This window comes from Bradyrhizobium sp. 604_D8_N2_3, from assembly GCF_051810765.1.
Taxonomy (GTDB): Bacteria; Pseudomonadota; Alphaproteobacteria; order Rhizobiales; family Xanthobacteraceae; genus Bradyrhizobium; species Bradyrhizobium barranii.
This window is the reverse complement of the sequence record NZ_JBPWPM010000001.1, coordinates 3,096,454-3,108,793: the sequence shown is the minus strand read 5'-3', so window position 1 is coordinate 3,108,793 and position 12,340 is coordinate 3,096,454. Positions and strand designations below refer to the sequence as shown.

At 64.3% G+C, this 12,340-nt stretch carries 12 protein-coding genes; 7 read left to right on the top strand and 5 right to left on the bottom strand.

All coding sequences use genetic code 11. The features are described 5' to 3' along the window. Together AB7245_RS14735 and AB7245_RS14730 are read right to left on the bottom strand one after the other, a co-directional pair. Entirely contained in the window at positions 1-417 is a 417-nt protein-coding gene (locus AB7245_RS14735; protein WP_063984587.1) for a MucR family transcriptional regulator, read from the bottom strand. Positions 418-575: 158 nt separating this feature from the next. Further along, entirely contained in the window at positions 576-1,433 is an 858-nt protein-coding gene (locus AB7245_RS14730; protein ID WP_085402707.1) for a hypothetical protein, read from the bottom strand. 312 nt (positions 1,434-1,745) lie between these two features. Here AB7245_RS14730 and AB7245_RS14725 point away from each other — a divergent pair, with 312 nt between their 5' ends. Then, on the top strand, positions 1,746-3,395 hold the full coding sequence (locus tag AB7245_RS14725) for a glycosyltransferase family 39 protein (RefSeq protein WP_085402706.1): 1,650 nt from the start codon (positions 1,746-1,748) through the stop codon (positions 3,393-3,395). A 176-nt stretch (positions 3,396-3,571) separates the two neighbouring features. Then, positions 3,572-4,351 (top strand): class II aldolase/adducin family protein, encoded by a 780-nt coding sequence (locus AB7245_RS14720; RefSeq protein ID WP_028153549.1) that lies wholly within the window; start codon positions 3,572-3,574, stop codon positions 4,349-4,351. 323 nt (positions 4,352-4,674) lie between these two features. Here the strand turns inward: AB7245_RS14720 and AB7245_RS14715 are convergent, their stop codons facing one another. From AB7245_RS14715 to AB7245_RS14705, 3 genes are all read right to left on the bottom strand, one after another. Then, the gene (locus AB7245_RS14715) at positions 4,675-6,069 is read right to left on the bottom strand and encodes a M20/M25/M40 family metallo-hydrolase (RefSeq protein ID WP_085402705.1); all 1,395 of its coding nucleotides are present in this window, start codon (positions 6,067-6,069) and stop codon (positions 4,675-4,677) included. A gap of 24 nt (positions 6,070-6,093) precedes the next feature. Continuing rightward, complete coding sequence (locus AB7245_RS14710; protein WP_167768053.1) at positions 6,094-7,422, bottom strand: glycosyltransferase family 87 protein; 1,329 nt, start codon at positions 7,420-7,422, stop codon at positions 6,094-6,096. A gap of 189 nt (positions 7,423-7,611) precedes the next feature. After that, positions 7,612-9,237, bottom strand: a complete 1,626-nt coding sequence (locus AB7245_RS14705; protein ID WP_085402703.1) for a helicase HerA-like domain-containing protein — start codon at positions 9,235-9,237, stop codon at positions 7,612-7,614. A gap of 348 nt (positions 9,238-9,585) precedes the next feature. On the opposite strand from AB7245_RS14705, the gene AB7245_RS14700 reads away from it, so the two are divergent. From AB7245_RS14700 to folK, 5 genes are all read left to right on the top strand, one after another. Further along, positions 9,586-9,951, top strand: a complete 366-nt coding sequence (locus AB7245_RS14700; RefSeq protein WP_063984593.1) for a hypothetical protein — start codon at positions 9,586-9,588, stop codon at positions 9,949-9,951. Between the two features lie 24 nt (positions 9,952-9,975). Then, positions 9,976-10,383, top strand: a complete 408-nt coding sequence (locus AB7245_RS14695) for a DUF4332 domain-containing protein (RefSeq protein WP_071915663.1) — start codon at positions 9,976-9,978, stop codon at positions 10,381-10,383. A 231-nt stretch (positions 10,384-10,614) separates the two neighbouring features. After that, entirely contained in the window at positions 10,615-11,475 is an 861-nt protein-coding gene (gene folP, locus AB7245_RS14690; RefSeq protein ID WP_135214856.1) for a dihydropteroate synthase, read from the top strand. Beyond that, positions 11,472-11,840: a dihydroneopterin aldolase gene (folB, locus tag AB7245_RS14685; RefSeq protein ID WP_008553485.1), complete on the top strand. Its 369-nt coding sequence runs from the start codon at positions 11,472-11,474 to the stop codon at positions 11,838-11,840. The genes folP and folB overlap by 4 nt, the downstream gene beginning before the upstream one ends. 1 nt (position 11,841) lies before the next feature. Then, positions 11,842-12,333 carry a 2-amino-4-hydroxy-6-hydroxymethyldihydropteridine diphosphokinase gene (gene folK / locus AB7245_RS14680; RefSeq protein WP_085402701.1) on the top strand — a complete coding sequence of 164 codons (492 nt, stop codon included), beginning with the start codon at positions 11,842-11,844 and terminating at the stop codon, positions 12,331-12,333. The last annotated feature ends 7 nt before the right edge of the window (positions 12,334-12,340 follow it).

Here is a 12,340-nt window from a genome sequence, read left to right as displayed (position 1 = left end):
TTACTTCCGCTTCCGCTGCTGCTGTCCCAGTCCCATCTGCTTTGCCAGTTGCGAGCGCGCCACCGCGTAGTTCGGCGCGACCATGGGATAGTCGGCCGGCAGGCCCCATTTCTCGCGATATTGCTCCGGCGTCATGTTGTACTGGGTGCGCAGATGGCGCTTCAGCGACTTGAAGCGCTTGCCGTCTTCCAGACAGACCAGATAGTCCGGCGCGATCGACTTCTTCAGCGACACCGCCGGTTTGGCCGGCTCGAGCGGCGCGGTCTCGGTGCGGCCTGACGAGACGCGCACCAAGGCGCCATGCACCTGGCTGATCAGGTTCGGGATATCGGCCGCCGGCGTCGGATTGTTGCCGACATAGGCGGACACGATGCTCGCCGTTAGCTCGATGAAATTCTTAGCCCCGTTATCCGACATGGGCCCGACCTCTCCCTGACCTTGCGTCTCGCCGGATTGACGACGCCGAAGTATTTCGTGTCAACAATACATTCGGCCGAAATAAGACGACTGACGAATATGAGCTGATTACTGACGAAGTGACAAGAACGATGGCGCTCTACTTGGACGCAGCGGCCTCAGGACCGCTGGTCGAGATGGGCGCGCAGTTCGTCGATCGAGGCGAAGCGCATCATGCCTTCCGGCATCTGCGCTTCGATCGAGCCATCGGAATAGAGCGAATAGGCCATGCCGTCGACGATACCCGATTTGAGCACGGTCACGGGCGCCTGCTCGACCGGCGTCGGTTCGGGCGGAGGCGGCGGGCCGGGCTCGGTAAAGATCGACGGCGAGCGCGGCGGCGGGCGACGCCCGGCGGCCGGCGGTTCCGGTGGCCGCATACGGTCCGGCCTCGGCCAGGCATCGTCGAAGCTCGCCGGCTGACTCTCCGGGCCGGCCGGTTCCGTGGGCTCGTCATGAGGCTGCGGCGGCAAGCTCTCTGTCGCCTTCGCCTCCGCGCGCTCGCGCTCCTTGCGGGAGGACGATGCGAACAACAGGTTGCGGCGGCGCGGCGCTTCCGGAGCCGCAGGCGGTGTCGGAGCTTCCGGCTCCGGCGGCGGTTCGGCGCGCGGACGCTCGCGCGCGGCGGCCTCGCTCTGCCACGGCGGCAGACCCGCGGCCGGTGGTGGCTCGGTTTTCGTCGCCGATGCCGGGAACGGCTCGGACACTGGCACGCCAGGCACCGCGAGGCCTGGCAGCACGGGCCTGACCCGAACCTCGCCCGGCGCGGCCGATCCGGCCAACCGGCGGGCGATGCCCTTCAGTTCCACGACCACGACGTAGAGGCCGGCCAGTAACATTCCGGAGCAGACGCCAATGGTGCCGGAGATTATGAGGGTGCTGCCGAGGCTGGCCTCCCTAACGGTGAAGCCGAACAGGATCGTAAGGAGGCCCGCCAGGACGGCGAAAATCCCCACAATCAACAATGCCAAGCTCATCGAACTCACCCCTGGTCGCGCAGCCGTGCGCGACACCCGTTGCGCCACGATACCGTCATACGGTGTTCCACGCCAACGGCGAATTAGAGCCTGCGTTCCTAAAGGGAAGGATATCAGGGACTTATTCACATTCCCTTCAGCTACGGCCCGCTACTTCTAACTTGCTCTCAACTGTCTGGATTTGCTGCGTCGCATCAGGATTTTAGCCATAATGCCCAATTACTTGGTAATGGAACTGCGCTATAGGGATTCCGGGGAAGTGGCCCGCGGGCACCAGCAGGGCCAAGAGGGGATTCCGGGTCACCAATAGCCATGACATCCATCACGACTTCGGCGATCGACACGCCTCTGCGGCGCTCGGTTGAACGGACTTGCGACGATCTCGCCATGCTGGTGCTGGCTGCGGTCGCCGTCATTGCAGGCTTGACCTTCCGCGACTACGGGCTCGGCTGGGACGATTACACCCACGCTGAATATGCCGACCTGCTGCTGCGCATGTTCGGTTCCGGCTTCAGGGACACCGCGGCGCTCTCCTTCGCGAATCTCTACATGTATGGCGGCGGCTTCGACATGGTCGCGGCTCTCCTGCACAAGGTCATTCCGCTCGAGCTGTTCGAGACGCGACGCCTGCTCGGCGCCACGGTCGGCGTGATCGGGCTTGCGGTGACGTGGCGGCTCGGCCGCCGCATCGGCGGGCCCCTTGCCGGTCTTGCCGCACTCCTGCTGCTCGCGCTCTGCCCGATCTTCTATGGCCACATGTTCATGAACCCGAAGGATGCGCCCTTCGCGGTGGCCATGATCATCCTGATGCTGGGCCTCGTCCGCCTCGCCGAGGAATATCCGCAGCCGTCGCCGCGCACGATCCTGATTGTCGGCCTGGGTGCCGGCCTCTCGCTCGGCTGCCGCGTCCTCGGCGGCCTCGCGCTGGTCTACGCCATGATCGGCTTCATGCCGCTGTTCCTGGAGGAGCTGCGCACCGAAGGCGCCCGCGAAGCAGCCCGCCGCTTCGCCCATGTCGTCTACGTGCTGCTGCCCGGCCTCGTGTTCGGCTATCTCGTGATGGGCCTGATCTGGCCGTGGTCGATCATGGAGCCCGGCAATCCCTTCGAGGCCCTGACCTATTTCTCGCATTTCTTCGAGAAGCCCTGGAAGGAGATGTTCGACGGCGCGATTGTGTCCGTGCCCGACATGCCCTGGTCCTATCTGCCGACGCTGTTCGCGCTGCAGCTTCCCGAGGTCATGCTGGTGCTGATGGGCGGCGCCGTGGTCAGCACCTTCGCGATGCTGCCGCGCCGCGAGGTTCCGGCGCGCCGCAAGACCATCCTCCTGATGCTGACGCTGGCGGCGACCCTGCCGCTCGCGATCGCGATGGTGAAGCGGCCGGCGCTGTACAACGGCATCCGCCACTTCGTCTTCGTGATCCCGCCGATGGCGGTGCTCGGCGGCGTCGCCTTTGCCTGGGCCATGGAGCGCCTGCGCACCAACCACCGCACCTGGCAGCCCGTCGTGCTCGCGACCTTCTGCTTCGGCCTCGCGCTCTCGCTGGCCGAGATGATCCGGCTGCATCCCTATCAGTACACGCACTTCAACCACATCGCCGGCACCGTGCGCGGCGCCGACGACCGCTTCATGCTGGACTATTGGGGCCTTGCGCTGAAGCAGGCCTCGGACGAATTGCGCGAGCAGATCGTCGAGCGGCAGGAAGTGGCGCCGGGCAACCGCAAATGGAAGGTCGCGGTGTGCGGTCCGCAGCGCCCGGCCCAGGTCGCGCTCGGGCCCGACTTCACCATCGGCTGGGATTCCAACGCGGCCGATTTCGCGATGACGCTCGGCGAGTTCTACTGCAAGGGCCTCACTGCGCCCGTGATGGTCGAGATCAAGCGCGACGACGTGGTGTTCGCCCGCGTCTACGACATCCGCGGCCGCAGCATTTCCAGCCTGCTGTCGATCCCGGCGCCGTAAAATTCTTCTCCCTTGTAGCCCGGATGGAGCGAAGCGAAATCCGGGGACAGCGGCCCCCGCATTACGTTGCGCTCCATGCGGGCTACGCGTGGCTGCTGCGATTTGACCGCCTTGCCGCCAGCCTCACCCGCGACTACGCTCCCTCCCCGCAACAACGATGTTCGGAGAGATAAGCCATGTCGCCAGCGGAAGCGCGCCTGAAGGAAGTGCCGTCGAACATGACGGAGGCGGAGTGGCAGCAACGGGTCAATCTCGCCGCCTGCTACCGCCTCGTCTCGCTGTATGGCTGGGACGATCTGGTCGACACCCACATTTCGGCGCGCGTGCCCGGCCCCGACCATCACTTCCTCATCAACCCCTACGGGCTGATGTTCGACGAGATCACGGCATCGAGCCTCGTCAAGGTCGACCTGCACGGCAACCAGCTCTCCGAGAGCGAGTACAGCATCAACCCGGCCGGCTTCACCATCCATTCGGCGATCCACGAGGTGCGCGAGGACGCAATCTGCGTGCTGCATCTCCACACGCTCGACGGCACCGCGGTGTCGAGCAGCGCGGAAGGGCTGCTGCCGCTCAACCAGACCGCCCAGCTCGTCACCCACGACCTCGCCTATCACGACTATGAGGGCATCGCACTCGACCACGACGAGCGGCCGCGGCTGCAGAAGGACCTCGGCGACCACAACCACATGCTGCTGCGTAACCACGGCACGCTGACGGTCGGCCGCTCGGTCGCCTCCGCGTTCGAGCGCATGTACCACCTCGAGCGCGCCTGCTCGATGCAGGTGCGCACGCGCGCGCTGGGCACGCCGGTCTATCCGGTCGAGGAGATTGCGATCGAGAAGAACACCGAGCTGCTCGCCAACCGCGACCGCGCCGAGCTGCGCGCCACCAACCTGGTCTGGCCGCCGCTGCTGCGCAAGCTCGACCGCGAGCTGCCGGGCTACCGGTCTTGAGATTTTCTGGATTTCGTGTAGGGTAGGTCTCAACACCCTCTACACGTTTCGGAATGAAACGCCGCCCAATTCCGGGCGGCGTTTTTATTTGGCCCCGCCGTCATTGCGAGGAGCGAAGCGACGAAGCAATCCAGACTGTGCCCGTGGAGGGATTCTGGGTTGCTTCGCTACGCTCGCAATGACGAGGAGAGAGTCTTCGTAGGGTCGGCAAAGCGACTTGTCCGCCGTAGCTCGAAGAGCGAAGGCGGAAGCGTGCCCACCTCTTCCATCGCGATCGCGGAGAGATGGTGGGCACCGCCTTTGCCCACCCTACGGCACCGCGCCTATTTCACGTCCGCGAGCGCCGCGAGGATCCGCGCCCAGGAGCGGATACCCTTCTGGAAACTGCGGAGGTCGTATTTCTCGTTCGGCGAATGGATGTTGTCGTCGTCCAATCCGAAGCCGACCAGCAGCGAGTCGAGCCCAAGCGTCCGCTTGAAATCGGCGACGATCGGGATCGAGGCGCCCGAGCCCATCAGCACGGTCTCCTTGCCCCACTCCTCGGTCAGCGCCTTGCTGGCGGCCGCGAGCGGTTTCATGTTCCAGTCGAGCGCCACCGCGGGCGCGGCGGAGTGATCGCCGAACTCGACCTTGCAGTCGCCGGGGATACGCGCCGTCACGTAGTCGCGAAAAGCCTTGCGGATCTTCTGGGGGTCCTGCCCTTCGACCAGGCGGAACGAGACCTTGGCCGAGGCATGCGACGGGATCACCGTCTTGGAGCCTTCGCCGATATAGCCGCCCCAGATGCCGTTGACGTCGCAGGTCGGACGCGAGGAGGCCTGCTCGATCAGCAGCCGGCCCTTCTCGCCGGCGGGGATCGACAGACCGATCGGCTTGAGGAACATCTCCGGCGTGAGGTTGAGCTTCTTCCACTGCTCCAGGATATCAGGCGGCAGATCCTTCACGCCGTCATAGAAGCCGGGGATGGTGATGCGGTTGTCGTCGTCGAACAGGCCGCCCAGGATTTTCGTCAGCACCCGGATCGGGTTCATCGCGCTGCCGCCGAACACGCCGGAATGCAGATCGCGATTGGCGGCGGTGATCTTCAGCTCTTCATAGAGCAGGCCGCGCAGCGACGTCGTGATCGCGGGCGTGTTGCGGTCCCACATGCCGGTGTCGCAGACCAGCACGTAGTCCGCTTTGAATTCGTCCTTGTTGGCCTCGATGAAAGGGACAAAGTTCTTCGAGCCGACCTCCTCCTCGCCTTCGATCAGGAAGGTGATGTCGATCGGCAGCGAGCCCGTCACTTTCTTCCAGGCGCGACAGGCCTCGACGAAGGTCATGACCTGGCCCTTGTCGTCCTCGGCGCCGCGCGCGACGATGATCTTGCGGCCGTCGGCATGGTCGGTGACGACAGGCTCGAACGGCGGACGGTGCCAGAGATCGAGCGGATCGACCGGCTGCACGTCGTAATGGCCGTAGAAAATCACATGCGGCCGTCCGCCCGCCCCGGTCTTGCCGACGATGGCGGGATGGCCGGCGGTCGGGCGGACTTCAGTGGCGACACCGAGGCTCGCGATGTCCTTGGCGAGATGCTCGGCCGCAGCCTTGCAGTCGGCGGCAAAGGCCGGATCCGCAGAGATCGACTTGATCCGCAACAGCGAGAACAGACGCTCCAGGCTGTTGTCGAAATCCTTGTCAATGTGATCGAGCACCGATTGAAGCTGCGCATTGGCCATGGTCGTATTCCTGACTTGTGAGTCTCAAGAGGTACCGGGTTTTAGCGCCGCCGCCGCCTCGGAGCCAGCCGCAACCGGCGGATGCCGGATGTGCCATGCGAGGCTACCTGCAAGAATGGCGGTCGCGACAAGGTTATTGCCCCAGGCCTGGATGACATTGGGAAACCACGGCAGCGACAGCAGCATGAGGATGCCGGCAGCGCCCAGCGCGAGCCAGGTTCCCAGCCGCACGCTCGGTCGCGCGTCGAAAGCGGCGCGATGCATCAGCACCGTCATCGGGAAGAACAGCCACATGAAGTAGTATTGCCGCGCCAGCGGCGATGCCACCGTCATCAGGCAGAACAGGATGCCGAGCTCCTCCGCATCCGAGCGCGCCGTTCGCCGCGCTTGCGACGGCATCACCGCGAGGAAGCCGAGCCCGAGCAACGCCGACAACGCCAGCACGATCAAGTTCGCCGTCTTGTAGTCGACGTCGATGACATTCATCGTGCGCGGTGACTTGCTGGGATCTTCCTGATTGTAGTTGATCGGCCGGACCAGACGGTGCGTGACGGCAATGAGGGACTGGTTGACCCACGACCAGTTCTGCTCGTCGCGCTGGCCAAAGCCCTTTTCCGAGCTCGTGCCGACCATGCCCTGGTACCAGGTCTTGAGCTCGGCCGCGTTGCGCTCGAAGCCGCGGATCGGTGCCGGCACGACATAAAGAAGGATGCCGGTGAAAGCGACCGTCGCGACGGTGGCCGCCCACTTCCTGCGCCAGATCAGATAGGGCAGCACCGCGATCGGAAACACCTTGATGGCGGTAGCGAGCGCGAACAGGAAGCCCGCGAGCCAGGACCGCTGACGCTGCAACAACCAGAAGCCCCACAGCATCATCGCCAGCAGGACGAGGTTCGGCTGGCCGAGGTCGAACATGTCGAACACGAAGGTCACGGTGACGATGGCCGGCAGCGCTTCGAGCCACGGGCCGGGCCTGCGGCCCGATCCCGTCATGGCATTGGAGAAGTTGCCCGTGTACCACCATGCCACCACGTTCAGGATCGACAGCACGACATAGAGCGGGATCTTGCCGAACCAGCTCGGGATCGCCAGCAGGATCGCCGGCAGCGGTGGATAAATGAATTCGAAATACTCGCCGATCTCGTCGGGATAGAGCGATCCACCGTGCAGCACCTGCTGCCCGGCCCAGTACCACAGCCCATAATCCTTGGTCTTGCCGTGGCCGAAGATCTCGGGAACGAGCACGTCGGCGGTCAGGAGGACGCAGCAGAACAGGAAGAGCAGATCGAGCGGCGCGCGCAGCGACAAGGCTCTGTGCGGGCCGAGTTTGTCTGATAGATTCGGTGATGTCACATTATGTCCCGTCGGAAACAAATAGCACGTAGCAGACCGACGGACGCTTGGAGAACCCCCCTCACCTGAATTTATGGTGTTCGGCCTCGCCCGGCGTGCGGGGCAATCGCATCCAAATACTCGCGAGATTTCGTCATGCCCGGGCTTGACGCAGTGGAGGCTTTAGTGCCTCAAATCCGGCTTCCCTGCCTACCTTCGCAGCAGCCCGCCGAGCGCGCCTCGCACCAGGGTGCGGCCGATCGAGCCACCGAGCTGGCCGGCGACCGACTTGCCGAGATTGGCCGCCATCCCCCCGATCACCTGGTTGGTGACCGATCGCGTCACGTCGCGCGCAATGACCTGGCCCGCCGACAGGCGGCCGCGCTTGACGTTGGTGCCGAAGATGGTGCCGACCATCGAGCCGATCTGGCCGAGGATGCCGCCGCCACCTCCGTCGGCCGCACCGGCATCGGCAGTCGCAGCCGTGCCGGCAATCCGCTTCTGGATCATCTCGTAGGCGGATTCGGCATCGACAGCGGTGTCGTATTTGCCCTTCACCGGGCTCGCATCCATGATCGCCTTGCGCTCTTCCGGCGTGATCGATCCGATGCGGGCCGATGGCGGCCGGATCATGACACGCTCGACCATCGTCGGCGTGCCGTTGCCTTCGAGGAAGGACACCAGCGCCTCGCCCTTGCCGAGCTCCATGATCACCTTGGCGGTGTCGAGCTTCGGGTTGGGCCGGAAGGTCTGGGCCGCGGCGGCGACCGCCTTCTGGTCGCGCGGGGTGAAGGCACGCAGCGCATGCTGGACACGGTTGCCCAATTGCCCGAGCACACGGTCGGGCACGTCGACGGGGTTTTGCGTCACGAAATAGACGCCGACGCCCTTGGATCGGATCAAACGCACCACCTGCTCGATCTTGTCCATCAGCGCCTTCGGCGCGTCGTTGAACAACAGATGTGCCTCGTCGAAGAAGAACACCAGCTTCGGCTTCGGCAGGTCGCCGGCCTCGGGCAGCTCCTCGAACAATTCTGACAGCATCCACAGCAGGAATGTCGCGTAAAGCCGTGGACTCTGCAGCAGCTTGTCGGCAACAAGGATGTTGACCATGCCGCGGCCGTCGCGGTCGGTCTTCAGGAAGTCCTTCAGCGTCAGCGCCGGCTCGCCGAAGAATTTGGTGCCGCCCTGGTTTTCCAGCACCAGAAGCTGGCGCTGGATGGTGCCGACGGTGGCCTTGGTGACGTTGCCAAAACCCTGAGCCTCCTTCTTGATGTCGGCAAGCGGGCCTTCCTCGGCGTCCGCCCCCTTCTTGCCGGCATCCGGCACGATGGCATCGAGCAGCGCGCGCAGATCCTTCATGTCGATGAGGGTCAGCCCGTTGTCGTCGGCGACGCGGAAGGCGACGTTGAGCACGCCTTCCTGCACGTCGTTCAGGTCGAGCATGCGCGCAAGCAGAAGCGGCCCCATCTCCGTGACGGTCGCCCGCACCGGATGGCCCTGTTCGCCGAACACGTCCCAGAACACTGTCGAGAACTGGTCGGGCTGGAACGTCAGCCCCATCTCGGTGGCACGCTTGACAATGAAATCCCTGGCCTCGCCGACCTCGGAGATGCCGGAGAGGTCGCCTTTGATGTCGGATGCGAAGACCGGAACGCCGGCGCGCGCAAATCCTTCCGCCATGACTTGCAGCGATACCGTCTTACCGGTCCCGGTTGCACCCGTGACGAGGCCGTGGCGATTGGCAAGCGCCAGCGTCAGCCATGCCTGCTCGTCTCCCTTGCCGACGAAGATCTTGTCGTCGGTGTCGCCGAGCTTGCTGTCCTGTGCGGTCATGCTTCTCTCTGATCTCTCTGCCGTGTTTCGCCTATTGAAACTCGAATGCACCTGCTCCGTAGTTTAACGCATGTCGCGTGCGGATTAAAACCGTTCAACGCGCCCCGAGCATGCGACATTGTCGGAAACATACCGCCGACATCAGCCGAAAGTAGGAATGACGCGTTCGCACCGCGGCAATTTTTCGCTGAATCCATCTCCGCTCTTGCATCGTTGCAACACTTTTCGCGCCTTCGAGAGTGAATCGGAACCTTGCGTACGTTCATCGCTTGTATTTCACATCGCTCCGGATCAAGATCATTTCGGAAGCAATACTCGGGCATGCAAACCGGCTGAGGGGCGGGCCTTATGGACGAGCTGATCGGGCGGCTGGCGTCGAACGCCAGCATAGATGGTGCTGTGGCTGAAAAGACCGTCGGCATTATCCTGGGCTTCCTCCGCAGCGAAGGTCCTTCCGAGAACGTCGAAGCGCTGATCGATCAGATTCCCGGTGCAGAAGCGGCGATAGAAGCGTCCAGGAGCGGCGGCGGACTGTCGCGGCTGATGGGCGGCGGCCTGATGGCCGTCGGCACACGCCTGATGGGCCTGGGACTTGGCATGTCCGAGATTCAGAACGTTGCCCGTGAACTTTTCCGCTACGGCCGAGACAAAATCGGAGCGGATCAGATGGGCAAGATCATCGCGGGGACGCCGGGCCTCAGCCAGTTCGCCTGAGCGACGCTTTTCATATCGAGTATCATGACATATCCGATCTCCGAGATTGAGGGCCTGCCAGCCTTTGCCGCCAACAAATTGAAGGCGCAAGGAATCCGCACGACCGACGCGCTGCTCGAGGCGGCCTCGACCGTGAAGGGTCGCAAGGCGCTCGCCGCCAAGACCGGCATCAGCGAGCAGCAGTTGCTGGAATGGGCCAACGTCTCCGACTACATGCGCATTCCCGGGATGGGCCGGGCCAAGGTCGGCCTCGTCCGCGCCGCCGGCGTCACCACCGTGCGCGAGCTCGCCTATCGGAATCCGGCACGGCTGGCCCAGAGCATGCGGGAAGCCAACGTGAAGAAGAAGCTCGTCCGCATCCTGCCCTCGGAAAAATCGGTCGGCGACATCATCGCCAAGGCGAAGAAGCTGCCGCCGAAGATTACGTATTAGGGCATCTCCCTCGGCATACGACCTGCCGCGTTAGCTCTCGGTGTCATACCCCGCGAAGGCGGGGTATCCAGTACGCAGCGGCTCCTCCATATCACCGCACGGCCTCGGAATACTGGATTGCCCGCTTTCGCGGGCGATGACAGCGGAGGCGATCGATGCTCCGCGAACACATCGACATTCGCCCCCAATCCCACCTTGAATCCCCCCTCCCCGACCGCTAAAGCGGGCCGCATGAATGCCTCGCCCTCCCCATCCGTCCCGCCGGCCGGCTCGGCCGGGCCCGACGTGCTGCGGACGCTGCTGGAGCGGCCGATTCCGGCAGTGATGGGCGTGCTCAACGTCACCCCGGATTCCTTCTCCGATGGCGGTGAGTTCATCGCGCCCGAGCTGGCGCTTGCGCGGGTGCGGGCGATGATCGAGGCCGGCGTCGACATCATCGACATCGGTGCCGAGTCCACCCGGCCCTACACGGGCGCCCGGCCGGTGACGGCGGCGGACGAGCTGGCCCGGCTGAAGCCGGTGCTGTCAGGCGTGGTGGCGTTGGGCGTTCCCGTGTCGATCGACAGCATGAAGGCTGAGGTGGTGGCCTTTGCGCTCGACCAGGGCGCTGCGATCGCCAACGACGTCTGGGGCCTGCAGCGCGACACTGGCATGGCACAGCTTATCGCCGCGCGCGGCGTCCCCGTCATCGTCATGCACAACCGCGAGGCCGTCGATTCCGCCATCGACATCGTCGCGGACATGAAAGCGTTCTTCCTGCGCTCGCTCGATATCGCCGCCAAGGCCGGCATCGCGCGCGACAAGATTGTGCTCGATCCCGGCATCGGCTTCGGCAAGACGGCCGAGCAGAGCATGACCGCGCTGGCGCGGCTGCGCGAATTCGACACGTTCGGCCTGCCGATCCTGGTCGGCGCTTCGCGCAAGCGCTTCATCGCCTCGGTGTCGCCCTCGGAGCCGAAGGAACGGCTCGCCGGCTCGATCGCCGCGCATCTGATCGCCGCACAGCGCGGCGCCAAGATCATCCGCACCCATGACGTCGCCGAGACCTTGCAGGCCCTGCGGGTCGCGAATGCAATCGAGAGCAAGCAATGACCGATACGATCTTCGTCACCGGCCTGTCGATCCACGCCCGCCACGGCGTGATGGATCACGAGACCGAAGTCGGCCAGCGCTTCGTCATCGATCTCGAGCTCTATACCGATTTGTCGGAGCCGTCGCGTAGCGACCGGCTCGCCGACACCGTGTCCTACGCCGAAGTCGTGGCGACCACGACGGCGGCGTTCAAGAATACAAATTACAAGCTGCTGGAGCGAGCGGCCGGCGCGGTCGCCGATGCCATCCTGTCGCACTTCCCGCGCATCCGCGCCGTGAAGATCACCGTGCACAAGCCGCATGCGCCGATCGCCGCAATCTTCGACGACGTCGGCATCATGCTGACGCGCTCGCGGCATCCGTAAGATGGCGAGCGTGCTGATCGCACTCGGCGGCAATGTCGGCGATGTCCGCGCGACGTTCCGGAAGGCGATCTCGCACATCTGCGGCATGGCGCAAGCTGCGCTGATCGCGCGCTCCTCGGACTATGCGACGCCGCCCTGGGGTGACGAGGACCAGGATCCCTTCATCAATGCCTGCGTCGAGATCGAAACCAGCCTCGATCCGCATGCGCTCTTGTTCGTGATGCATAAGGTCGAGCAGAAATTCGGCCGCACACGGAACAAGGAGAGGCAATGGGGCCCGCGCACGCTCGATCTCGACATGATCGCCTATGACGATGTCAGCTTGCAGAAACCCGACCTGACCTTGCCGCATCCGCGCTTGTTCGAGCGCGCCTTCGTGCTGGTGCCGCTGGCCGAAATCGCGCCCGACCGCGTGATCTCAGGCATTCGTGTGCGTGACGGGCTTGCCAGCGCCTCGACGCAAGGCATTGAGCGGCTTCCGGATACCGGTTAACCAAAAA

Bases quoted from the DNA above. Each gene is read 5' to 3' on its own strand.
- AB7245_RS14735 (WP_063984587.1), bottom strand. From the start codon at position 417: ATGTCGGATAACGGGGCTAAGAATTTCATCGAGCTAACGGCGAGCATC.
- AB7245_RS14730 (WP_085402707.1), bottom strand. From the start codon at position 1,433: ATGAGCTTGGCATTGTTGATTGTGGGGATTTTCGCCGTCCTGGCGGGC.
- AB7245_RS14725 (WP_085402706.1), top strand. From the start codon at position 1,746: ATGACATCCATCACGACTTCGGCGATCGACACGCCTCTGCGGCGCTCG.
- AB7245_RS14720 (WP_028153549.1), top strand. From the start codon at position 3,572: ATGTCGCCAGCGGAAGCGCGCCTGAAGGAAGTGCCGTCGAACATGACG.
- AB7245_RS14715 (WP_085402705.1), bottom strand. From the start codon at position 6,069: ATGGCCAATGCGCAGCTTCAATCGGTGCTCGATCACATTGACAAGGAT.
- AB7245_RS14705 (WP_085402703.1), bottom strand. From the start codon at position 9,237: ATGACCGCACAGGACAGCAAGCTCGGCGACACCGACGACAAGATCTTC.
- AB7245_RS14700 (WP_063984593.1), top strand. From the start codon at position 9,586: ATGGACGAGCTGATCGGGCGGCTGGCGTCGAACGCCAGCATAGATGGT.
- AB7245_RS14695 (WP_071915663.1), top strand. From the start codon at position 9,976: ATGACATATCCGATCTCCGAGATTGAGGGCCTGCCAGCCTTTGCCGCC.
- folP (WP_135214856.1), top strand. From the start codon at position 10,615: ATGAATGCCTCGCCCTCCCCATCCGTCCCGCCGGCCGGCTCGGCCGGG.
- folB (WP_008553485.1), top strand. From the start codon at position 11,472: ATGACCGATACGATCTTCGTCACCGGCCTGTCGATCCACGCCCGCCAC.
- folK (WP_085402701.1), top strand. From the start codon at position 11,842: ATGGCGAGCGTGCTGATCGCACTCGGCGGCAATGTCGGCGATGTCCGC.